The following is a 24,337-nucleotide window of genomic DNA, read 5'->3' on the forward strand; positions in this document are numbered from 1 at the left end:
ACTTATTAAATTTAAAGCACTACTACACGGCCGTATATAAAACAATCATAACTAATAATCATTTTCTTCTTTGTATCGTTGTTGGCGCAATTGTTCCCGTTTTTGAGCACGCTCTTTTAATTGTTCAAAACTACTTTTTTCATTAGCGCTTAATAAGATATTAGCATTACCAACATTGTCATTTTTACGATACATATACGCACCTGTACGATATGCTGCTCTTGAAATTAAGTGTCCACCTACTGGTGATGTTAGATTAATAAATACTAAGGCTAAAATTAAACGAACACTTACATAGCCTTGAGCTGAAACAAAGTACACGATTACACCAACTAATGTTAACAACACAGATAAAGTAGAACTTTTCGTTGCAGCATGACTTCGTAAAAAGACATCTTGGAATTTAATTAAACCGATTGCACTAATAAGTGCGATAATACTCCCTAAAAACAACATGATTGCTGCGATGAGGTTAACGATTTCGCTTATTGTTGGCATTGAAAACGTGACCCCCTTCTATATAGCGTGAAATAGATACCGAACTTACAAAGGAGATGATGGCAATTAATAAAATAGAATCTAAGAATGAGAAGGTGCCATATACAACACTCATAACGCCAACGATAGACATTAATATCGCACTTGAAGCATCGAATGCCACTACTCTATCTGCCGTTGTTGGACCTTTAATAAGTCTGAACAAACTAAACAGTAAAGCAATACCAAATACTATGATCGAACTCGTAATAAAAAAGTTTGTTAGCGATGCTATCATTCTGCCACCTCCAATATAAGTCCTTCGTATTGTCTAATACTCTTTAATAACTTTTGTCGTTCTTTTTCCGAAATATCTATAGCATGGATAAAGAATTTCTTTTTTTCTTTTGAGATACGAATCACGGTTGAGCCAGGCGTAATAATGATTAATATCGTTAAAAATGAAACACTCCAATCACTCGTCAGTTTCGTTTCATAAGTGACCAATCCAGGATTCATATCTTGCGTTTTAAATAAAATATAATTGATTGTAGTCATACTTGATGTAATTAACTGATATAAATAAACAGCTAAAAACTTTACTGCTACCCACACTTTTTTTAGATAAAATTCTTGTCCAAAAAAGCGATGTAAGATATAGATGACAATCAACCCAATTAAATATCCAGAGAAGAAAGTTGTTACTTTAAACGCTTCTTCGTCTTGAAAAAGCACCCATAAAAAGGCAATGATGACGTTCAAAACTACTTGTCTCATTATTTCTCCTCCTTCAATAAATGTGGATTTACGAGCTGCTCGTATTTACCTTCATCCATATTTAGATGCGTGGCATTATTTGTCACTTTCAATATCATTGGTGCAGCTAAGCCAATAATGATAACTACAGCTACTAAAACGCCGATTAACGTCGAACGATATCGCGGTATTTTGTTATAGTTGAGTTGTTTTCCAGTTGTCGCACTACCTAAATACATAGTGAAATAAATTCTAAACAAGCTGAACATCGCTATGACACTAGTAATAACCATTAATGTTAAACCAATATAATTGCCATTTTCTATAGCGCCTTGGAATATTAATAATTTCCCAGGAAATCCACTAAATGGAGGTACGCCACCGATAGCAAGTGTAGTGACAACTAATGCAATACCTAGTATAGGTTCTCGTTTAGCTAAACCTTGTAAATAATTATATTGTCGGCACCCTGTTATATATACAAGACTACCAATAACAAAGAACAGTAAGGTTTTCACAACAATATCATTCACTAAATAAAATATTGCGCCATTCACGCCAACGAAGGTATGAGAGCCTAATCCTAAAATAATAAATCCTATCGATAAAATAACTTGGTATGCTGCAATCTTCTTGATGTCTTTATAGGCAATGACTCCAAATGCGCCGATAAGCATTGTGATACAAGCTAAAAATACGAGTAGTGAATGCGTAATATGATCATGCCCATTAAACATTAATGTGAAGAACCGTATTAATGCATAAGCGCCCACTTTAGTCATCAACGCAGCAAATAATGCTGCAAGTTCTGTATTTAATACAGCATAAGCTTTAGGTAACCACATGAACAATACCAATGCAGCTTTAGAACCGAATGCGATTAAAAATACCATAGACACAATTACGATAGCATTATGGTTATCTAGTTCTTTTAATCTTTGGGCTACGTGTGCAAAGTTCAACGTTCCAGTCAACTTATATAAAAGTCCTATACCTAGTAGCAACAGCCACGAACCGATAATATTTAATACGACAAATATAATTGCGGCACGTAATTGTTCAACCGATTGACCTAAAGTAATCAACACGAACGAAGCTAGTAACATAACTTCAAACATAACGTATAAATTAAATAAATCTGCAGTTAAAAATGAGCCAATTACGCCGACCGTTAAGAAAAGTATAAAACTTGGTAAATAGAAGCGAATAGCTCGTTTTTCTGCACGTCCAAAACCGTAAGAAATGATTAAAGTTACAACAAAGCTAGACGTTGTCACCATTAATAAACTTAAAGAATCACCTACAAATTGAATGCCATATGGTGCCTCCCAACCACCAAAATCAAGTGTGATTGGCTTATGGTTTAATACATAAATTAACAAGATTAACGAAATAATTGTAGAAACTGCCATCGTCCCAATTGCAAATATGCGAGATAATAAACTACGTTCACGAATAAATACTAAAATAAAGGCACATAATGCCGGGAGAATAAAAGGTAATATTAATAAATTACTCATCGTTATCCTCCTCTCCACGTAACACGTCAATTTCATCTTCTTTCGTTACGCGGTATGTTCTATAAACTAATACAAGTAAGAAAGCAGTCATTGCGAAACCAATTACAATTGCTGTCAAAACGATAGCTTGTAGCAATGGATCTACAAAATTGTTATTACCTGTACCAATTAAAGGTTCTGCCATATTCTTACCGTAATTACCCATACTCATAATAATTAAATTTCCAGCATGCGTATAAATAGAAATGCCAATCACAATACGTATTAAATTAATTGAAAGAATCATATAAGTACCAATAAATATTAAGAAACCGATAACTAATAATAATATTAAATTCATGAGCGACCACCACTTATCGATAACATAACCGTTACAATAACACCCACAACAGTTAAAACGACACCTAACTCAAATAACGTCACCGTCGTCAAATGCATGTCGCCTAACAATGGCAAGTGAACATGCGCATCAGTTTGATACAGAAACGGTTTACCGAAAAACATTGGTAAAATGGCTGTAGCCATAGACACTAATGAACCTAATACGATTAATATTTTAAAATCTACTGGTACCGATACTAAAACTTGTTTTACATCGAAGGCTAAAAACATTAACAAGAATGCCGAGCTAAATACTAATCCGCCTATAAAACCGCCACCTGGATTATTATGTCCTGCTAAAAACAAATAAAAGCCAAATGTTAATAAAATAAACACTACAATTTTTGTTATGGTACGCAGTACAACATCATTCTCTTTCATCTTGTCCCCTCCGATCTCTAAAGTTAAGTAATGTATAAATACCTAAACCTACTATTATAAGTACGACACCTTCAAATAAAGTATCAAAGGCTCTAAAGTCTCCTAATATTGAGTTAACAATGTTTTTACCACCTGTTAACTTATATGCGTTGTGATAGTAAGTAGATATTGAACTAATAGACTTACCTTGTTGAACAATGAATACTAATGTAACAACAGTTGCAGCCATTATAAGCGACACGATAATTTTAAATAATTCACGTTTTTTATGTACCTTGCCACGTGGTACGTTTGGTAAGCGTGAGAAACTTACGATAAATAATATTGTCGTAATCGTCTCTACTACGAGTTGTGTTAAAGCTAAGTCTGGAGCTTTCATTAATATAAAGAATATCGTTACACAGTATCCTACGATACCGTTTAGGATAACCATCGTTAAACGTTGACGAATAAAAATCAACGCCACCCCAAGTACAAATACTACAATGACCGTAATAACTTCTAATGGCCCAAATTCGCTGACATGTATTTGATGTACCTTAGGGAAACCAATTTGAATAATTGAATAAATCACAACCAATGTAAAAATTAATAACGTCATATTGATGTATTGATTTAATCTGTTATTCATTAAATTACGTATGCTATAACCAGAATATGATTCAAACTGTTTATATGAATCATTGTATAAATTTGATAGTGATATTAACTTGTATTTACCTGCTATTTTTGTCCAATCAACTTTCAATGCCGCAGTTAAACCAACAATGATGACTAAAATACTAAAGATTAGCGGTAAATTAATACCATGCCATTGAGAAATATGTGGCGCGATTTCATCAATCTTTTCACCAATTGTAATGCTTCGTAACGCTGGCAGTATTAAATGCTCACCTACAATATTTGGCACAAAGAAAATAATTGGTAATAAAATCATCATTATCATAGAAGGCAAGGTAAATAAGACTGGTTCATGTATATTTTTCTTAGGTAAATGCGTTTCTTCATACTTACCCCAAAATACTTTCTTAATCATAAACATGGAATATATCATTGTAAAAATACTCGCAACGACGCCAATAGCAACTATTATAATAGTTAATACGCTACTAAAGCCTTTAAGTTGATGCGCATTCACTAAGCCATCAAAAAACATCTCTTTACTTAAAAACCCATTTAATAAAGGCATGCCGGCCATTGATAGTGCAGATAATAACATCACTATATGTGTTATAGGTAATACCTTACGCATGCCAGATAACATTCTTATATCTCGCGTACCTGTTTCATGGTCTATAATACCTACACCCATAAACAAGGCACCCTTGAATAATGCATGGTTTGATAAGTGGAATAAAGCTGCGAATAAAATCATGGCATAAATTTCTGTAAGTTCACCTTTAGTATGACCAGCTATTCCCCCACCTAATCCTACCATCGACATAATCATACCTAACTGACTAATTGTCGAATAAGCTAAAATACCTTTTAAATCATATTGTCTAACGGCATTTAAAGCACCAAAGATCATTGTTATTAATCCTACAAAAGTAACGGCGTAGATATAAAATTGACTCAAACCAAGTAAGAGCGTGAATCTAAATAATAAGAAGATACCTGCTTTTACCATTGTCGCCGAGTGAAGATAGGCACTAACTGGTGTTGGTGCAGCCATAGCTTTAGGTAACCATACATGAAATGGAAATTGAGCCGACTTCGTAAATGCACCGATAAGCATAAGTACTACAATAGCAAGGAATAATGGACTTTGAGCTATTTGATCGCTATGCGCAATAATTTCTGTAATTGTGTTAGTCCCTGTAATTGTGTAAATCATAATAAATGCAATTAATAATGCCAAACCACCAAGTACAGTAATAACAAAAGATTGTATTGCGCCAAATTGGCTATCTTTGTTGTCGTACCAATAAGAAATAAGTAAGAATGAAGATACACTCGTTAATTCCCAAAAAACATATAAAATGATTGTATTATTGGCAGTTACAATACCTAACATACTCAACATAAAAAGTATTAAGTATATATAAAAACGAGGTAAATTATCATGTTGCTTTGAAAGATATTGTGTAGCATAGAAAAATACAGCTAAGCCTATTACTGATATTATAATTGAAAAGAAAATGCTTAAACCATCTAAACGAAATGCTAAATTAATATCAATGGTACTCAGCCAAGGTATGTTGATATTAAGAAAATGTCCGTGAAGCACTTGAGGTAGTTGCCAAATGAAGTAAATTGTTGAAATAATGGGTGCAATGATAGCTATATGTCCTGCATAACGACTCATCTTGTCGTTGGCAAATGTAATAGCTAACAGCACCATAATAATGATTAGAATACTAAATAGGTATATCAGACTCATCGTTGCCCCCCTTTACTGTTATAAATTTAAAGCTATTGTTGTCTTGCTCGCATTTCTAGAAATGCCTATAAATTTCATGGTTTCATATGTTGTCTGATGCCCTAAATATTTTTGAATTATCGATATTGAAATACCCGATTGATAAGCATGATAAGCGAATGTTTTTCTCAATGTAGTCAAACCAATATGTACCATTCCAAGTTCTTCCGCTGCAGCATGAATAATACGGTATGCTTGTTGTCTCGATAAACCTTTATGCGTACGATTTGATTGAAACAGTAAATCGCTTGTCACTAAATGTTCTGTAGAAATAAAGTCTTTTAAATCCTGCTGTAAATCCTCTGGAATCATAATATTTATATTTGTGGCATGTTCTTCTACCCAAAATGATTTAATCAATTGATTTGATGCAATAACATCTGCAACTGTTAAATTTAATAATTCGTTCAATTTCACACCAGTATGTATAGCAAATTTAAACAATAAATAATCTCTTTGAGACTTTGATTGTAATACTTTGTACATCTCCTTAATTTCTACCAAATCTCGTATTGGATCAACTTGATTCATGACTTCACCTCTCGCTTATAAACGTTTCTTATTCAATATTAAATGATATTTAAGTAACATTAAAGTGTTTTGCACTAAGTTTTTAAAATTTTCTGTCTCATTTTACATTTGCTAACGATATATATAGTGAAAGGAGGTTTAAACATTATGAATGAAGTTAGTCAATTAACTGTCGTACTGTCACGCATCGTACTTAATGAAGCTGGTAAAGCTACAAGAGTTTCGCGTCGTTTTGCCAATTTAAATCCACAGGCCACTAATGACCAATTAAGACAATTCAAAGCTATTATCGAACAACTAATTAATGAAACTTTCGATACATTTGAAGTAGTCAAAACAATACATTTACAATAAGGAGGTTAAATTATGACTCAAACATTAGAACTGACATTTACGAATGATTTGAAAAAACCGTTAAAATTGCAATTATCTAAAATTGAACATGACGTTGACGCAACGAAAGTCAGAAATAGTATGGCCGCTTTAATTGATTTAGATATATTAAGAATTTCTAAAAGCAAGCCTACTCAAGTTCAATCCGCTCATTTAATAGATAAAACAATTAGAACGTTATTTGATGTATCTACAACACCAAATTAATCTAATCTAATTACGAATATAAAAATGCCGTTCTTTGGCCTATTCGCCATCGAACGGTTTTCGTATTTATTCTTTCGTTGCCCAAAATAATGAACTACTTGTATAGATATTTTACAAATTTATTATTTCTTCAAATTAATACAATGATTTATCAATTAATATCCTTTATAATCATATTATCGTACAAACGCACAATACATATATTTTTTATCATTGTGTATTATATTTAGAAAGCGGGATTACATGTTTCTTTTATTTATTATGGGTATCGTTGCTGGTATGGTTGTACCCTTTCAAACATCAATCAACTCTAGGCTTAGTTTATACACCAAGTCATCATTTTATGCTTCCACTATCTCTTTTGCTACTGGCACGGTATTTTTAATACTCATTAATGCCATTATTAACCCACAGGCATTTACGCCACATTTTTATAGTGGTCAGTCATTAAGCTATGTATGGTTTGTTGGTGGTGCATTAGGTGTCATCTTTTTAACAGGAAATTTATTACTATTACCTAGACTAGGTGCTTCTTTAACCGTCGTAATGACAATTGCCGGACAAATTATTATGGGCGTGACAATCGATACTTTTGGTTGGTTCGGCGCACCACATGACCCTTTTACAATTTTTAAAGTTATAGGTATTATTATTTTATTTATCGGTATTTTACTTATGAATTATACACGCAAAGCGGCTAATAAAAATAAAACAGCCAACCACTTTTACTTATGGCTTATTATTGGCTTTGTCTTTGGATTTGCACCACCTATTCAAACAGCAATTAATAGTGCTTTAGGTCAACAAATCCATTCCTCAGTCATGGCTGCACTCGTTTCATTTACAATAGGAACAATCTTGCTATTTATTTTGACGCTTATATTCAATAGATCACTTAATATGACGAGCCACAACGAAGTTCAAGGTAAAATTAAGCCGTGGTATTTTATCGGAGGTATCCTCGGCGTAATTTTTGTAACGAGTAATATTATTTTAATGCCTCATTTAGGTGCAGCAGTCACTACCATTGTTGCCATGCTAGGTCAAATGTTGATGGGTGTAATTATCGATCACTTTGGATTATTAGGAACTACCGTGAACAAAATAACACTACGTAAAGTTGCGGGCGTTATAGCTATTATGATTGGAATTATTTTACTACGTTTTTTCTAATAATGTAGACGTAAGACATTTACTTTGCACTTTTAGTAAATGTCTTTTTTTTATACAAAAATTTGGTAACTTTTCATAGTATAATCAACCATAACAATAAACATTATTGAGGTGACTTCTATGAATAAGCATATTTTAATATCAATAATCACTATAGTCAGTGCCGTTATTATTGTAACCTGCTACTTTTTTTATAAGTACTATATAGTGAAAACTTCACATCAACCTGAGATTAAAACGATAAAGGTTCAATACGAACCATCTAAAAAGATTAATGCTAGATATGAATCACAATCGCTATATCATTTTTACCTAGAACCTAAACATGGATATATAAACAACTGGTTAGTAAAAAATGGGACGCAGGTACATAAAAATCAACCACTTTTTGAATATTACAATCCAACTGTTGAAAAAGCTATTGCACTTAAACAACAACTTCTCGCAACATTAAACCACGATTCAGAACATACGCAGGACAACGCTCAGCTCGTTACTTTACAAAATGACATTGCAACACTCCAGCAAAATTTAAGAACTAAAATCAACGCTCCTTTCGATGGTATATTAACTATCAATAACAGCAACCCTTCAACTCCACAATCGTATTTCGCTACACTTTATCAACCGAAATATCATATTTCTGCTAAAGTACCAGAAGCATACATATCCACTCTAAAATTAGGTACTACGCTCAAAATTCACTCCCCACATAACGACCAAATCAACAATGAAAAGATAATTCATATCTCCCCTATACCTAGCAATTATGATACTAATGATAAACAATCACAATATGAATTACGGTTAACAGCTTCTGCAAAACCACTGCTCGGACAACATTGCGAACTTGAAATACCATCCACATCAATTGCTATACCTCAATCTGCATTATTAAATAATAAATATGTTTTTATAAAAAAATCAAATAAATTTGTAAAAAGAGTAATTAAATTTAATAAATCGGGTAATAATAATCGTATCACTGTTAAATCAGGTTTATCACAAGGAGATATAATTGCGGAAAATGCAAATTCACTAAATACCTTGAATTAATTTTAATTTCTAGAACAATATAAGAACTAGACCAAAGAATAGGGATAAACTTTAATTTAAAAGTAATTATTATTTTTTGAATTTTGCTTATTTTCTTATTGAATTACAATAGAAAAACATCATGCTCATTCTTAAACAGTTTTTAGTTTACTTTTTATTTTAATTTAGATATAATTAACTAAATAATACTGGTTTTAATATATTTTATACAAATATATTCTAGCCTTATATTAAGAATAAGTTTTGTATAAACTTTGAATTTTGACAAATAATTATAAAATTGTTACTGATAATACAACTTGAACGGGCTTATAACACGGGAGGAATAAAGAATGGCGATTTCAAAAATAAATGATTGTTTCGAATTATTAGCTATGGTAACTTACGCAGACAAATTAAAAGGCATTATTAAAAAGGAATTTTCTGTAAGTTTCGAGGAATTTGCAGTGCTAACTTATATAAGTGAACACGAAAGTGAAGAATATTACTTAAAAGACATCATTAACCACTTAAACTACAAACAACCACAAGTAGTTAAAGCAGTAAAAAATTTATCGCAAGAAGATTACTTCGATAAAAAACGTAATGAACATGATGAAAGAACTGTGTTGATTTTAGTAAATAAAAAACAACGTAATAAAATCAATGAATTATTAGGGCGCGTTAATGATAGAATCAAACAAGCGAATGATAGTAAAGAAGTTTAATACTTCATTATTTCGCTTATAACTAATAAAAAGAGCGAGTTACCTTCATAGGTAACTCGCTCTTTTTATTTAATGTTATTTTGCAAGTATATCATTAACTATGATTCAATTTTGTCGCATTTATAAATATATTAAATGCGTTTTTAAAATGCATCGGTTCTTCTATATGAGGTGCATGTCCTGACTCATTAAATATATTTAAATTAATATCTGTATGTGTTGCTAAAATAGCTTTCACATTGTTGTGATTAACTAAAGGATCGCACTTCCCGTTAATAATTAATATAGGTACATTTCCTCTTTTAATATTTCCATCATCATGATGCGTCGGAAACGACATTAATGCTCTATTAGCAATAGCGCTACATTCATCTTTTTGTCTGGCATATACTCTCTGTTCTTGTAACCATTTTCGTGCACTTTCTTTCGATTTATAAATATAAGGAAACAATATAATCAAAGCCTCTGCTTTATCAAAACCGACAATTTCATCTTGATGTTCAAACATTAATTTATTGATACCATGCGTACCATTAGTGAAATCAAATGAAATTAATGTTAAAGACAATACTTTCTCTTCGTAGCATTCAGCAAATGTTTTTGCTATAACACTCCCCATTTCATGCCCAATAATATGAACATGTGCAATATCTAATCTTTCGAGAAGTACAGCTAAATCATTAATATGATCCGTTAAATCATAAGCAACAGGTTTTGATGAATAACCATGCCCTCTCACATCATATGTGATTACCTCATAATGTTCTTTTAGTTCGTCTTTTAGATTTATAAAAGCAGCCATATTACCATCTAAAGCATGAATTAAAATAACGGGAACACCTTGACCCTCTCTTGTGTATGCAATCTCGTTGTCGTTATCAATCGAAATTTTATTCATTTGGGTCACCTCCCCTTACAAAACAATATACCCGCATTTATGATACTTTATACTAGTTTATTGCAATTAATCACTATTTAAAACATACTTAAATTTATTATTTTTAATTAATATTGCCTTCGTAGATAGGGTTATAACTACACTTTTGTCACTATATTTCCAAACAAAAAAGAGAACTGAAGTCATCTCAGTTCTCTCTTCCACTAATTTCTCGACGAAATTCTTATTGTGTAGTAAATAATAACGATTAATAATAATACCCAAATAGTAATAGAAGCAATTTGTGCAATTCCAGGATTAATAATCATAGCATCAATTGTTTTCTGGCACAACAACAAGCCAATGCCAGTAAATTCTAAACGTCTGAAATAAATACCAGATATACTAAAAATAATACCTACGAAAAAGATAAATTGATGCGCATAAATCGTTACTGCTACAATACTAAAATTCACGTTGAATGCATGAATAACTACAAGTATCAACGACACTAAAGCAATCGCCAATCCGATATACATCTCAACCTTATTACTATACAAATAGTTTTTATTCGCTATCCTTAAATAAATAACAATGGAAATCGGTAAAATAATTAGACAATATACGATCGCTAAACCGGAAATAGCTTGAAAAGGTACATACTGTTTATCATATAAATATGAAATAAGTACGAAGTTTAAAATGAAAAAGACAATTGGGTTTAGCTGTAACGTAAATAAATTACGCTGAATTGTTAATATGATTTCTGCTGGCGACTTCCCTCTATATTCAATATAATCTTGGTCTTGATCTTCAGATTTTTTAAAATCTTTTTTTAACTTACTTTTAATATCATCAATTAAATTAGGAGAAAGTCCTTTATGGGTAAAATAGTCATTTATATTTTCCACTAATACTTTGTCGTTTACTCGCATTATAATCTCCTTTTCCTTACTTTATTACAAAATATGATTATATTTTTATTTCTCTAATTAGTTTTAAGTTTAACTTAATAGTTATTGTAACAGTAAAACAACCGACAAGTATATACAATGCCGGTTGTTTTATTAAAATATCATTATTAAATAACTATAATTATTGTAAGTCTATACGATATAATTTTATGTTTTTATCTTTTGGTGATGAAGAAGTAAATTGATAAGATAAATTATTATCTTGTATATAACCTATGTTCCCAGTCACATTATTAAAATGTTCACGTGTAGTGGCATTTGTGCTTACTTCTCTTTTTACTGCATTAAATGAAGGGCCAGAAGGTTCATTATATGACATTGATACTCTAGTAATTTTACCTTGATCTTTTTTACCGTCGGCAGTAACGACTAAAGTTCCTTTTGGTTCTTTAAATTCATAGTAATGCTCTTTATGATCGGGTCTATAAGAATATAGTGGTTTTTTATTCGTTTTTAAAACCGTTTGAATTGAAGCACCAATTTTCGCACCTTCTAATGACTTATCACCTTGTTGTAACTGCTTCACATTATGAATTGAGTTACCTGTGGCAGCATCTGCACTTGTTGCACTCACACCTGACAATGTAATACCTGCTACTAATACCGCTGACAATAACTTTTTCATAAGCACTCTCTCCTTTAACTACATACTATTTGTGCTCATGTACAGTATAATATAAAGATTACAAAAACAACAGTAATATTACAGAAATATTTCATATATTACTTACTTTTTCTTTATACAGCCATATTAATATATTTAATAATTATTTAAAACGTTTAATGAAACTATTTACTGAATTTAAAAAATCAGCTTTTTGTTCAACAAACGGATATAGTCCAGACGATTGAAACACTTCAAACTCACTATCTTTAATATAATCAGCGACTTCTTTAGCTTCAACTATCGTTGTTCTTTCTCCATGTTGACCTGCAATAATTTGTGTAGGTGTCGTAACTTTACCAAGATATTCTCTAATATTATTACATTTGAATGAAGCTTTAATAGAGTCCATTTCATTACTCGTTGCTATACCATTTGTATTTTCAACATGTTTTAAAAACTTATTAACTTTCTTTTTGTCGTAATACATTTTAGCTGCAAGGAATTTATGCTGCTTCTCCTCATCCCAAGTGCGAATTTTTTCAGAATATCTTCTATAGATACGTTCTTCCGGAGTGGAATCTTCAATCATCGTAGGATTAATCATTGTTAACGACGACACATAATTTGGATTTGTGGCACTAAATTCTGCAGCAACTGAGGCACCCATCTCATGTCCAATAACAGCACATTTATCTATGTAAAGGTAATCCAACAATTCTTTTACATCATTAGCATAATCTGTAAATTGAATATTATTAGGTTTATCAGAATACCCATGACCACGTAGATCAATTAACACGACTTGATTATGTGTGGCTAAATCATCCTCGATGTTATGAAATACAGTATAATTATCAAAAGCAGTGTGGATTAATACAATCGCATATCCTTCACCTACTGTTTTATAATTTAATATTGTACCGTCATTTGTAGTAAATAAATTCATAATTTTAATTTCCCTTCTGTTCTAATGGTAAAATAGTCAATAATTCTTCTAAAGTTGATATCGTAAAATCTACTTCTTCGGGTAAAGGTTCAATTTCTGCATCCTCTTCTTTAAACCATACACTAACCATACCCATCGCTCGAGCTGGCGCAACATCATTTAATGGATCGTCACCGACATACATTGTTTCTTCTGGTTTAGTATCTAATTTTTCTAAGATATTTTCAAAAATTTTAGGATGGGGCTTTCTATACCCTACTGTTTGAGAAGTAGACATATAATTAATGACATGTTCTATGCCTAACGCATGTAAACGATACTGTTTAATTTTGGATTTACCGTTAGCGATAACGCCTGTAAGATAATCTCTTTTAGTTAATTTTTCAAGCGTATATAACGTATCATAATAAGGAAATACATAACGATAGAAATGCATTTCAAAATCATGAAATAAATCTTTCCAAGTTAATCTATCAACATGAAAATCTTTAATTATCGCTTTATACAATTCCGGCTTGTCGTGATCTTCATCATCATCAAGTTCAATAAATTTATTTTTAAAATCTGCCAGTTGGATACTAACTAAATAGTCATGGAAACGTTCATATTGTTCTTCAATAAACTTGTCTCTCGATTTCTTTCTATCTAGTAAAGTACCTTCTAAATCAAATACGACGGCTTTAATATTTGATAAATCCATAGTCTACCTTCTTTATAGTTAATTTATACATTTCAAGCTAATCTACTGTTTTGGGTTGTGTTACCATCAAGTAAAATAGTACTGGAATTCCAATTAATGCTAGAACAATACTTGCTGGTATTTGATACGTTTGTAAAATAATACCACCAAACCAATCAGCTATTACCATTACGGTTCCACCTATAATAATGTTCAACGTCATTTGTATACCTAGTGAGTAACCTACGTAATATCTGCGAATCAATTGGGGTATAACCATACCAATAAATCCGATAACCCCAACAAATGAAACAATTGTTGCTGTCAGTATCGAAGAGATAAATAGTACAGTATAAGTTAAATTTCTAGATTTAATTCCTAGAGATTGCGCATGCATCTCACCTAATTGCAGTAATTTTATACGCGGCATTAAACTATATAATATTATAATGCATAGAATCAACACAAGCCCTATATAATATATTTCATTATATTCTGCTGAAGAAAATCCACCAAACATATAATTTACAATATTATTCATTTTGCGCTCATTAAAAATGATTAACACATAGAGTAGCGCATTAAACAATGCACCTATCATAATACCCGCTAAAATAAGCGATCTTGTAGGATACCCTCGCGACATAATTGACGTAATTAAAATGACTAATATTAATGTTATCAAACTGAATATCATTGATAATAATGGAATGAACAAGAAGCCTAGTCCTAAAATTACGGCTAAGCCAGAACCAAACGTAGCACCACTAGCTAATCCTAACGTAAAACTATCTGCCAATGGGTTATTTAATAACGTTTGAAACATTTGCCCAGCAAGCGTCAATCCAATACCAGCCAACAATGCTTCAACCACCCTAGGTATTCTCACTTCTAGCAATATTGTTTGCGCCATTGCATGATTAAGACCCCATAATCCCCATACAATACTTAAAATGAAAGTAATTATTAATATGATTAACCACAAATATAACGTCTTATAATGTTGCATCATTGTTCCACACTTTCATTAATGTCTCGATTATTTCTTCTTATTACAATATCACGAGCAGTACATTAACACCATAGCAATAAATGATAAGCATATACATTTTCAACATATATTATGCATAAAAGCATCCGTAACGCTAGCCTTGGCTAATTAACGTTCGGATGCTTATCTTTATTTTATGTTATTTATATAGTGCATCACGTAAAGATTTTAAACCATCATCAATACGAGGTCCTGGACGTGATATTTGGTCACCATTCACAGCTTTAATTTCGTTATTTTTAACTGCATTTGTTTTTTCAAAACCACCACGTTGTTTTACCATTTTTTTATAATCTGCTTCGCTCATACCCATTGTCGAAATCATCACATCAGGGTTCTTTTTAATAATACTTTCCTTGCTTACTTTTTTCCATCCTTCTACAGATGCAAAGTCATTTTTTGCGTGTAATTTCGTTAACATATCATTAAAGAACGTATTTTTACCTGCAGTATAAATTTCAGGTTCGGAAGAAACTTCCATAAACACTTTTTTCTTAGGTTTATCTTTAGGTACTGATTTTATAACTTTATCAACATTGTGACGTGTTTCTTTAACTAATTTATGTGCTTGTTTTTCTTTATGTACGACTTTACCTACTTGTTCAAACGACGCATAAGTTTCTTTTAAAGATTGTGCGTCTTTAATATAAACGACTTTCACACCACTTTTTTTCAATGACTTAAGTACTTTGCCGTCAGTAGATTTTTGACTTTCATGCGCTAAAATTAAATCTGGTTTCGCTTTAAGTAAAGCTTCTTTGTTTAATTTCATAGCGTTAAATTTCTTTTTATTTTTGACGTCTTTAGGATAATCGTCTACCGTCGACACACCAACAATTTTTTTAACTAACCCGAGTTTGTATAAAATTTCAGTATTACTTGGCATTAATGAAATAATTCTATCGTATGATTTGTTTGATTTATCACTTTGTTTATCATTACTCCCGCCACTACATGCGCTCAGTAACAATACAGCTGCAACTATTAAAAATAATAAACTTCTTGTTTTTTCCACTTTATATTCTCCTATTTTTTAGATTAATTTAATAATATCAAACAATTCAAACGATTTCATTGCTATTTTTTAATTAAATTAACTATATAAAAAATATAAAATGATTATCCTTGTTGCTTCACATAATATTTTATCGCAGCTACTAGATATTCATGAAAATTTTCAACTCTATTTTTATTTAAGTTGCGCTGAAAACGTTCATCATTGTTATATGTTTCTGCTACATATATTAAAAATTGTTTATCACAATTAGGTACTTGCTGAGTTAAAATCGTTTCAAGTTTCGGAATAACGCGTGCAATGTCTTCAATACTTTTATTTTCTAATACTAAGTTATTCACTTCATCAAAGAATGCATCAAATTGTGCTTTCGTTTGCTGATTGTTTTGTTCACGTTCTCTTTTATTCATGCCTTCTCTTTGTTGATCAAAAGATTGATAGTATTTGGTATTGCCATATTTTAATTGCGCTTCTTTCATGTATTGTTGGTCCATATTAAACGCTCCTATATTTTCTTCTTCCAACGCTTGTTGTGGTGTGTTTTCAAAGTGTTCATCTAAAAATTGTAAAATATGAGTAAATTTATCTCGTTGTTGTTTCACATTATTGTAGCTTGCTTTTAGCATATTATTTTTGGTCTGTACGTCCGCTTCGAAATATAACTCGATTTGCGCTAACGACAATCCTAGTTCTTTTAAAAAGATAATCGATTGTAATTTGCGAATATTTGCTGAATCATATAAGCGATAACCATTGCTTTCAATATGGTTAGGTATAACGAGCTCGATATCATGATAATAATGCAATGTTCGTTTGCTTATTTGCACGACATCTGCAACTTCTTTAATCGTAAATAATTTTTTCATGTAAGTTCACCTCTTACTTCAAACTATGCACTATTACGTAACGTTACAGTCAATAACTATTATCTAATAAAATAACTTTCTAAAAATTGCAGTTTTTGTTGTTCTTTTTTATTAAAGTATTGCTTACCAAAATTATCTAATAAAGCGTGAAACTCATTAGCATCTTGAGCAGTAAAATGTGCAGGTAATGATACTTGTTTACGCAATTGTTCATAATTATTCGTGCTATTATAGCCCAATTTATAAAATATTCTGCGTGTATAACTGTCTGGAATAAAGACTGGCACTTCAAAAATATAAACGAGTAATACATCCGCCGTTTCATTACCAACGCCTTTTATGTCTAACAAATTATTTCTCAATTCATCTTGATAATATGCTTTAATTTCTTCATATTCATAGTCAAATCTTACCATCCATGTCAGCACAGATTTTATAGTTTGTGCTTTAGCTTTATAAAAGCCACTTGATTTAATTATTTCTTGTAATGCTTCATCAGATAATTGCAATATATTATCTGGCGCTAATTGTGTGTGCTGTTCTAAGTTTTCTATGGCAAGGGCCGCGTTTCTCCAATTTGTATTTTGTACTAATATCGCCCCTAAAACGATTTCTATTTTAGTTCTAGCCGGCCACCATTGTTGAGGGCCCATATGTTTATATAATATGTGATATAACTCTGTTACATTTAACATTATTTGTCCTCACTTTGTAGAAAAATAAAAAGACTAAGACACACTTTGATGTCTTAGCCTATATTATCATATTGCTAAAATATGACTTACATTGATTCTGGTGCTTGAACGCCAACTAAATGCAATGCATTGTGTAACGTTATTTTTACAGCTTCTATTAAAGCAACAAGCGCCTTAGTTTTAGCTTCATCATCAGTCAACACTTTTTCATCGTTGTAGAATTTATGGAAGTGTGAAGCTAAATCTTGGATATAATTTGTAATACGATGAGGTGCTCTATGACTTGCTGCACTTTCAATAGTAGGTTCAAAGTCAGCTACTTTTTTCAACAATTCAATTGCTTTATCGTTCGTAATCAATGATAAGTCTGCGTCTACAGACGGTTTAACACCTCTATCTGCTGCTTGTTTTAAAATTGAACAAATACGTGCGTGTGCATATTGCGCATAGTAAACAGGATTATCTTGTGATTCTTGTTTAGCTAATTCCATATCAAAATCAAAATGAGTATCAGAACTACGCATAGTTAAGAAGTAACGTGCTGCATCAACGCCTACTTCATCCATAATTTCACGTAACGTAATAGCATTACCTGTACGTTTACTCATTTTTACTTCTTGGCCATCTTGCATTAAACGTACAATTTGCATGATTTGAATTTCTAAACGATCACTATCTACGCCAAATGTTTCCATTGAAGCTTTTAGACGGTTAATATAACCATGATGATCTGCACCAAATAGGTCAATTAAAATATCGTTACCACGTTGTATTTTATCGAAATGATAAGCGATATCTGGCAAGAAATAAGTGTAAGTGCCATCTTGTTTTATTAATACTCTGTCTTTATCATCTTTAAAGTCAGTAGTACGTAACCAAGTAGCGCCGTCTTTTTCATATGTGTAACCTAAATCTGCCATTTTATTTAACACTTCAGTAATTTCATTTTGTTCATAAAGTGACGTTTCGCTAAACCAACTATCATAATTGATATTGAAATCTGCTAAGTCTTTTCTTAATTTTTCCATTTCATAAGAAACACCTAGTTGTCTAAATGTTTTAACACGTTCATCTTCTGGTAAATCTTTAAGTTCTGGTTGTTTCTCTGCTAAATCTTTACCAATATTAATAATATCTTTACCATGATAACCATCTGCAGGCATTTCGTGACTCGTATCACCTAATGCTTCAAAATAGCGTGCTTCAATTGAACGTGCTAAATTTGTAATTTGATTACCCGCATCATTAATGTAATATTCTCTCGTTACATCATATCCTGCCGCTTCTAATAAATTACATAACGTGTCACCTACTGCGGCGTTACGTGCATGACCAATATGTAAATCTCCAGTTGGATTGGCTGACACATATTCTACTAGTACACGTTCTTTACTATTAGGAGCTACGCGACCAAAATTATCGCCTTTATTAATAGCTTCTGGTATCACTTCAGTCAAATATGAATTATCTAAATAAAAGTTAATAAATCCAGGTCCTGCAATAGCTACTTCTTTGACGTGTGCTTTTGTAGTATCTAAGTTATCAACGATAGCTTGTGCAATTTCACGAGGATTACGTTTAGCTAATTTAGTTAATACCATTGCGATATTTGAAGCATAATCTCCATTTTTATTATCTTTTGGTGTTTCAATTTTAACTTCAGGCATCTCACTCGCATCAATAAGTTGAGCCTGTTCGATGCTATTTTTAATTTCATCAATAAGTGTCTGTTTCACTTGATCAATTATGTTCATTTTCACTTTGCTCCTTATAAGTAATTTCAAATTGGTATGTGCCCATTTTTTCTTCCTCTTGCCATAGATCATAATGTACTTTTAATTTTCCACCATGGTCCGTTACAAAATGTAAAATAGAGTGTGTACGCACTGTCAATGGTATACGTCCGCCACCTACTTCATATAACGTAAAAGTATCTTCACCTTCAACAAAATGAAGATTCATATTAATATCACCTTTACGTATAATTTTTACGCCCGATTGTTCAATTTTAATCGTAACTTTCACTGTGGCGTCATCGATAACTTCTTGATAACGTATAAATTCAGCGTTACGTTTTGACCAAGTTCCATGAGTTTTAAATGAAAACTTATTCTTTTCATCTAATTGTTTAACCACTTGTTTTGTTTGTATGTCCACATTGTAGTCCAATGCTCGTTTCACCCTAATCTCATTAAAATAATACACACAATTATAGCATAATTTATATATGCAATACAGTTGTGATATTGTCTAGCAATAAAAAGAAGCTAAGTATAAATTAAGTCAGCTACACATAAGAGTTCAACTAAACGTTTATCGTTCGTTGAATATTAGTTATAGCCAAACTACCTTAGCTTTAAAAATTTACTCTAAGATATTTACTTAGCTTCTTGTATTTTATTCTGTTGCTAACGCTTGATGTAATTCTTCGGTAGAATTGTTCCACATTTCAGCATTATGTTGTGCTAAAAATTCTCTTAAGACCTTTTTATTGTCGTCACCAATTTGATCAACAACAATTTGTCGTTTCATTGATTTATCCATCATGTTTACATGTTCAGGCATACTCTTATACCCACGTCTAATTTTTTTGTTAACCATTAAGTAACAAGCTGTTACCCCAGCATAATAAGGTCCGTGTTCGCCACGTTCAGTCGTAACCCAACATAACCAATATTCTTTAGCACCTTCTACATCTACTGTCTCTTTTTCTTTAATCCATTTCACGCCTTTTTCGACGCTAGCACGTGCATGCATACCACCAATATCAATAAATGCCTCTTTGTTTTCTACATCTATAAATACTGGCGCGATATTATCTAAACTAATGGAACCTATATTTGTTCCTTTATGCCCATCAAGCGGGTCATTTTTTATAATATTAAATTTAAAGCCGTTATTTTCAGCCACTAGGTGTGCACCTCCAATATTTATCTTTATCACTTATTGCAATCTTAAAATATCTCGTTATACATAACAATATTTTAGTTCAATTCATTTAAAATACTTATAATTGCGTTACGTACATTATCGTCTGTAACATCGCTAATTAATTCTTTCGGATAATAAAGTTTATAGTCTTCTCGATTAATTCCAGTAATGCTAGAGATGACCAAGGATTCATTACTTATTTCTCTAATTGTGCCATTTCTTCTAAGCAAATGGATCGGTTGGCGGTTAGAACCCGGACGATCATAATCATATGGTAAATCAGTGAATGATTCACTTACGAAGTAATAGTTAGGATCTATTCCTGCTTGTACAAATAAATCAGTTAGTTCCGTTATTGTAATAATTGAACCGTCAAATGGCATATATTTAAATAAGTCTCTATTAATAAATCTACGTGCTAAATCACTTAAGATGGCGTCGTCTTCATTTACCCAGGCTTTTAAATAATATTGCACTACCACTTCATCCAAATCGACATATTGTGCAATAGTTACCGTTTCCTCAAAGAAAGGAATAAAGTCAGTTGGGTACATTTTAAACTGATACCCCTCATTGTAAAGTTGTTTAGCGCGTTTCAAACAGTTATTTAATAATACTTCCCCGCCTCTACTAACAGGATGGAAGTATATTTGCCAATACATTTGATAACGACTCATAATGAAATTTTCTACAGCGTGCATACCACTCTCTTTAATTAATACCTCATCTTTAGATGGACGCATTAATCTCAAAATACGTTCCATATCAAATTGACCGTAAGAAACGCCTGTAAAATAAGCATCTCTTTGTAAATAGTCCATTCTATCAGCATCAATTTGTGAAGATATCATTGAAATAACTAACTTATTGTCATGCGTTTTATTTATTACATCTGCCACTTCTTGTGGAAAAGTTGGTGAAACACGTGACAGCACTTCATTTACTTCTGTTGGACCTGTAATAATAGCTTGAGTGAATGCTTCATGGTCTGTATTAAATATTTTTTCAAAACTATGAGAAAACGGACCATGACCTAAATCGTGCAACAACGCTGCACACAAAGCTAGAGGCGCATCTTTATCATCCCACGCCTCTCTACCAGAAAATGATTCATCTATTAGTCGACGTACGATTTCATATACACCTAATGAGTGACCAAAACGGCTATGCTCTGCAGTATGAAATGATAGATATAAGGTTCCTAACTGTTTAATTCTTCTCAAGCGTTGAAACTCTTTCGTTTTAATCAAATCCCAAATAATTTGATTTTTCACATGAATATATCTATGAATAGGATCTTTAAATACTTTTTCTTCTGGTAATTGTTGTGAAGCATATGTTGAATAAGTCAAATTTGTCCTCCTGTTCACTCACAATGTTAATTTAACGTTTTATACATTAACGCTAAATTCATCGTTTCACCATACATAACATGATTATAAGAGCGTAAAATTTCAAATCCTTTATTTTTATAGAAACTTACGGCTTCTTCATTTTGATTATCAACTTCAAGATAAACTTCGTTATACTGACCTTTGAATTGTGCTAATCCTTGGTCTAGTAACTCTGAACCATAACCGTGATGTTGTGAAACTGGTGTTACGTAATGTGCTGATAAATAAAGTTCTTTTCCATAAATAAAATTGGCAAAGCCAATAATTTCATTATCCGCTTCGACAACGAGGAAAAGTTGTTCTTGTAATCTTTTATTTAAGTGTTGTTCATTATATGAAGCAGCTAACAAATCATTTACTGTTGTAGCTGCGTATATGTTTAAATAAGTGTTATACCAAGCTTTTGTTGCGACATCTCTGATGCCTAAAACATCATTTGGCGTTGCCTTTCTAACTGTATACATGTTGTTGTCCCCCTATGAGATATAGGCTAATAATGTATTTATTATAACATAATTCTAATATGCAAAATATAATATTCAATTAAACTATTGTTGTAAAAGTCCATTAGTAAAAATAAAACCGTTTGTATAATCATGTTATTAAGAAATTGGTGCCATTTTATTTGAAAAAATTAGCAATGATAATTTTTTCAAATAAAAAACTCGGCTCAATTGTGACATACATTATCATTGAACCGAGAGTGTATAACATATTTATATGATGATTGTTGTTTGCATTACCTTATTTTAAAGTTTCTTGCCATTCTCTAGCGCGATTTAAGGCATATGAATCTTTAGTAATATCGCCAGGTCTTTCGGCTGTACCTATGATATAACCTTTTAATTGACCTCCTAAAAACTCTAAAGCGTATTTCATTTGCGAAATACATGGTTTTGCTTTTACTTTAGGGAAATCTCCGCCTACTAATATTAATCTAAAATCTTTCGTAGCCATTTGTTCTTTAAAATCTGAATAACGTTTATCTACCATCGTTTCAGACCAGTGATCAATAAATGCTTTCATCGACGCAGATACACTATACCAATATACTGGTGATGCAAAAATTACTGTGTCACTAGCTAACACTTTATCGATAATTTTTTGATAATCGTCTGGATAACTTTCAATTGAACCTTCTTCGTGTCTCATATCTCTTACTGGATTAAGTTGATATTGCGTTAAATCAATCCATTCATAGTCATGTCCTTCTAATGCAAATCGAGCTAGTTGGGCAGTATTGCCTTCTGGTCTACTACCTCCAAACAAAACTGTAATCATAATATACTCCTTTGTTTTTATTTATTTCACAGGGAATAATTCTTCGATTTGTTTAATTTCGGCATCTGTTAACTTCACATCTACGGCTGTTAAATTATCTACAACTTGATTAGGCTTTTTAGCGCCTGGTATAACAACATCAAGAGACGGCTTAGTTAAGTAATATGCTAAGACAACATGAGCGACATCAACGTTATGATTATCCGCAATACCACGTAGTTTATCTACTTTAGCTAAATTCTCTTTGAATTTTTCACCTTGGAACTCTGGATTTTCAGCTCTTAAATCATCAAATCGTGAGTTTTCGTTATATTTACCTGCCAGTAACCCAGAAACTAGTGGGAAGTATGGAATGAACGTAATATTATTCTCTGCAGTATATTTTAATATATCTTCATTCTCTCTATTTAGTAAATTATATTCAAGTTGCACAACATCTACGTCATTATTTTTATTTGCTTCTTTTAATTGCTCTAATGTGAAGTTTGAAACGCCAATAGCTTTAATTTTGCCTTCATCTTTTAATTCTTTTAATGCTGCAACAGCTTCATCTTTAGGCGTATCATCATCTGGAAAATGAATATAATATAAATCGATATAGTCTAATTGTAAGCGTTCAAGACTTTTCAAAGCTTGTTCTTTTAAAAATTCAGGTTTATTTGAAAAATGTACGTTTTTGTCGTCATCAAAATAATGTGCACCTTTAGTAGCAATTGCAAAATCTTCTCTTGGAAACTCTTTAACTGCTTCCCCAACTAGTTCTTCTGAACGTTCAGGACCATAAATATAAGCAGTATCTAATAAATTAATGCCATTTCTAATAGCTGTACGCACAACTTCCTTACCTTGCTCTTCATCTAAATCTTTATATAAATTGTGACCACCCACAGCATTAGTACCTAGTGCTATAGGGAATACCTTAACGTCTGATTTACCTAATGTAACTTTGTTGACCATTTATAGACATCTCCTTTTAGAAGTATTATTACCTATTCTAACGAAATATAACCAAGAACA

The 24,337-nt window shown here is 31.8% G+C and carries 29 protein-coding genes; 5 read left to right on the forward strand and 24 right to left on the reverse strand.

The features are described 5' to 3' along the window. Positions 1–51 precede the first annotated feature (51 nt). Genes C7J89_RS12315 through C7J89_RS12350 form a run of 8 tightly spaced genes read right to left on the reverse strand, consistent with a single transcriptional unit; the run spans position 52 to position 6,468 of the window. Positions 52–498 carry a Na+/H+ antiporter subunit G gene (locus C7J89_RS12315; protein WP_061855346.1) on the reverse strand — a complete coding sequence of 149 codons (447 nt, stop codon included), beginning with the start codon at positions 496–498 and terminating at the stop codon, positions 52–54. Then, positions 473–775, reverse strand: coding sequence for a Na+/H+ antiporter Mnh2 subunit F (gene mnhF2, locus C7J89_RS12320; protein ID WP_103295040.1), 303 nt, complete (start codon positions 773–775; stop codon positions 473–475). The genes C7J89_RS12315 and mnhF2 overlap by 26 nt, the downstream gene beginning before the upstream one ends. After that, positions 772–1,254 carry a Na+/H+ antiporter Mnh2 subunit E gene (gene mnhE2 / locus C7J89_RS12325; RefSeq protein WP_103295041.1) on the reverse strand — a complete coding sequence of 161 codons (483 nt, stop codon included), beginning with the start codon at positions 1,252–1,254 and terminating at the stop codon, positions 772–774. The genes mnhF2 and mnhE2 overlap by 4 nt, the downstream gene beginning before the upstream one ends. Beyond that, positions 1,254–2,753 carry a Na+/H+ antiporter Mnh2 subunit D gene (gene mnhD2, locus C7J89_RS12330; RefSeq protein WP_103295042.1) on the reverse strand — a complete coding sequence of 500 codons (1,500 nt, stop codon included), beginning with the start codon at positions 2,751–2,753 and terminating at the stop codon, positions 1,254–1,256. Before mnhD2 ends, mnhE2 begins: the two co-directional genes overlap by 1 nt. After that, complete coding sequence (gene mnhC2, locus C7J89_RS12335; protein ID WP_061855350.1) at positions 2,746–3,093, reverse strand: Na+/H+ antiporter Mnh2 subunit C; 348 nt, start codon at positions 3,091–3,093, stop codon at positions 2,746–2,748. Before mnhC2 ends, mnhD2 begins: the two co-directional genes overlap by 8 nt. Beyond that, positions 3,090–3,515 carry a Na+/H+ antiporter Mnh2 subunit B gene (gene mnhB2 / locus C7J89_RS12340; protein ID WP_061855351.1) on the reverse strand — a complete coding sequence of 142 codons (426 nt, stop codon included), beginning with the start codon at positions 3,513–3,515 and terminating at the stop codon, positions 3,090–3,092. Before mnhB2 ends, mnhC2 begins: the two co-directional genes overlap by 4 nt. Beyond that, positions 3,502–5,898, reverse strand: coding sequence for a DUF4040 family protein (locus tag C7J89_RS12345; RefSeq protein ID WP_103295043.1), 2,397 nt, complete (start codon positions 5,896–5,898; stop codon positions 3,502–3,504). Before C7J89_RS12345 ends, mnhB2 begins: the two co-directional genes overlap by 14 nt. A gap of 18 nt (positions 5,899–5,916) precedes the next feature. Further along, positions 5,917–6,468, reverse strand: a complete 552-nt coding sequence (locus C7J89_RS12350; RefSeq protein WP_103295044.1) for a tyrosine-type recombinase/integrase — start codon at positions 6,466–6,468, stop codon at positions 5,917–5,919. A gap of 147 nt (positions 6,469–6,615) precedes the next feature. Here C7J89_RS12350 and sroA point away from each other — a divergent pair, with 147 nt between their 5' ends. From sroA to sarA, 5 genes are all read left to right on the forward strand, one after another. Further along, on the forward strand, positions 6,616–6,822 hold the full coding sequence (gene sroA / locus C7J89_RS12355) for a sigS mRNA-stabilizing protein SroA (RefSeq protein ID WP_103295045.1): 207 nt from the start codon (positions 6,616–6,618) through the stop codon (positions 6,820–6,822). A 12-nt stretch (positions 6,823–6,834) separates the two neighbouring features. Next, the gene (locus C7J89_RS12360) at positions 6,835–7,068 is read left to right on the forward strand and encodes a DUF2922 domain-containing protein (protein WP_172459013.1); all 234 of its coding nucleotides are present in this window, start codon (positions 6,835–6,837) and stop codon (positions 7,066–7,068) included. Between the two features lie 243 nt (positions 7,069–7,311). Then, positions 7,312–8,241, forward strand: coding sequence for a DMT family transporter (locus C7J89_RS12365; protein ID WP_103295047.1), 930 nt, complete (start codon positions 7,312–7,314; stop codon positions 8,239–8,241). Between the two features lie 207 nt (positions 8,242–8,448). Further along, entirely contained in the window at positions 8,449–9,297 is an 849-nt protein-coding gene (locus C7J89_RS12370; RefSeq protein WP_142381010.1) for an efflux RND transporter periplasmic adaptor subunit, read from the forward strand. A gap of 332 nt (positions 9,298–9,629) precedes the next feature. Next, on the forward strand, positions 9,630–10,004 hold the full coding sequence (sarA, locus tag C7J89_RS12375) for a global transcriptional regulator SarA (RefSeq protein WP_061855357.1): 375 nt from the start codon (positions 9,630–9,632) through the stop codon (positions 10,002–10,004). Between the two features lie 94 nt (positions 10,005–10,098). On the opposite strand, the gene C7J89_RS12380 is transcribed toward sarA, so the two are convergent. The 16 genes from C7J89_RS12380 to C7J89_RS12455 all read right to left on the reverse strand — a co-directional run bounded on the left by C7J89_RS12380 (position 10,099) and on the right by C7J89_RS12455 (position 24,277). Then, a complete protein-coding gene (locus C7J89_RS12380) occupies positions 10,099–10,902 on the reverse strand; it encodes an alpha/beta fold hydrolase (RefSeq protein WP_103295049.1) in 804 nt (267 codons plus the stop codon). 203 nt (positions 10,903–11,105) lie between these two features. Next, positions 11,106–11,816, reverse strand: coding sequence for a hypothetical protein (locus C7J89_RS12385; RefSeq protein WP_103295050.1), 711 nt, complete (start codon positions 11,814–11,816; stop codon positions 11,106–11,108). Between the two features lie 160 nt (positions 11,817–11,976). Further along, positions 11,977–12,480, reverse strand: coding sequence for an SA0570 family protein (locus C7J89_RS12390; RefSeq protein WP_061855360.1), 504 nt, complete (start codon positions 12,478–12,480; stop codon positions 11,977–11,979). Positions 12,481–12,622: 142 nt separating this feature from the next. After that, positions 12,623–13,408 (reverse strand): alpha/beta fold hydrolase, encoded by a 786-nt coding sequence (locus tag C7J89_RS12395; RefSeq protein WP_061855361.1) that lies wholly within the window; start codon positions 13,406–13,408, stop codon positions 12,623–12,625. A 4-nt stretch (positions 13,409–13,412) separates the two neighbouring features. Then, positions 13,413–14,108: an HAD family hydrolase gene (locus C7J89_RS12400; RefSeq protein ID WP_061855362.1), complete on the reverse strand. Its 696-nt coding sequence runs from the start codon at positions 14,106–14,108 to the stop codon at positions 13,413–13,415. A 37-nt stretch (positions 14,109–14,145) separates the two neighbouring features. Then, a complete protein-coding gene (locus tag C7J89_RS12405; protein WP_061855523.1) occupies positions 14,146–15,096 on the reverse strand; it encodes a FecCD family ABC transporter permease in 951 nt (316 codons plus the stop codon). 181 nt (positions 15,097–15,277) lie between these two features. Beyond that, positions 15,278–16,153 (reverse strand): ABC transporter substrate-binding protein, encoded by an 876-nt coding sequence (locus C7J89_RS12410; protein ID WP_103295051.1) that lies wholly within the window; start codon positions 16,151–16,153, stop codon positions 15,278–15,280. A 104-nt stretch (positions 16,154–16,257) separates the two neighbouring features. Continuing rightward, the gene (locus tag C7J89_RS12415; RefSeq protein ID WP_103295052.1) at positions 16,258–17,019 is read right to left on the reverse strand and encodes a MerR family transcriptional regulator; all 762 of its coding nucleotides are present in this window, start codon (positions 17,017–17,019) and stop codon (positions 16,258–16,260) included. 59 nt (positions 17,020–17,078) lie between these two features. Beyond that, positions 17,079–17,714 (reverse strand): endonuclease III domain-containing protein, encoded by a 636-nt coding sequence (locus tag C7J89_RS12420; protein ID WP_103295053.1) that lies wholly within the window; start codon positions 17,712–17,714, stop codon positions 17,079–17,081. An 86-nt stretch (positions 17,715–17,800) separates the two neighbouring features. Continuing rightward, positions 17,801–19,468, reverse strand: coding sequence for an arginine--tRNA ligase (gene argS, locus C7J89_RS12425; RefSeq protein WP_103295054.1), 1,668 nt, complete (start codon positions 19,466–19,468; stop codon positions 17,801–17,803). Further along, positions 19,455–19,883 carry a YwiB family protein gene (locus tag C7J89_RS12430; protein WP_103295055.1) on the reverse strand — a complete coding sequence of 143 codons (429 nt, stop codon included), beginning with the start codon at positions 19,881–19,883 and terminating at the stop codon, positions 19,455–19,457. Before C7J89_RS12430 ends, argS begins: the two co-directional genes overlap by 14 nt. 228 nt (positions 19,884–20,111) lie before the next feature. Next, complete coding sequence (locus C7J89_RS12435; protein ID WP_061855368.1) at positions 20,112–20,624, reverse strand: YwhD family protein; 513 nt, start codon at positions 20,622–20,624, stop codon at positions 20,112–20,114. 74 nt (positions 20,625–20,698) lie between these two features. Continuing rightward, positions 20,699–21,997 (reverse strand): HD domain-containing protein, encoded by a 1,299-nt coding sequence (locus C7J89_RS12440; protein ID WP_061855369.1) that lies wholly within the window; start codon positions 21,995–21,997, stop codon positions 20,699–20,701. A 26-nt stretch (positions 21,998–22,023) separates the two neighbouring features. Then, complete coding sequence (locus C7J89_RS12445; RefSeq protein WP_103295056.1) at positions 22,024–22,503, reverse strand: GNAT family N-acetyltransferase; 480 nt, start codon at positions 22,501–22,503, stop codon at positions 22,024–22,026. A 280-nt stretch (positions 22,504–22,783) separates the two neighbouring features. Next, a complete protein-coding gene (locus C7J89_RS12450; RefSeq protein WP_103295057.1) occupies positions 22,784–23,320 on the reverse strand; it encodes a flavodoxin family protein in 537 nt (178 codons plus the stop codon). Between the two features lie 21 nt (positions 23,321–23,341). Next, on the reverse strand, positions 23,342–24,277 hold the full coding sequence (locus C7J89_RS12455; RefSeq protein ID WP_103295058.1) for an aldo/keto reductase: 936 nt from the start codon (positions 24,275–24,277) through the stop codon (positions 23,342–23,344). Positions 24,278–24,337: the final 60 nt, after the last annotated feature.

It is taken from the genome of Staphylococcus kloosii, assembly GCF_003019255.1.
Taxonomy (GTDB): Bacteria; Bacillota; Bacilli; order Staphylococcales; family Staphylococcaceae; genus Staphylococcus; species Staphylococcus kloosii.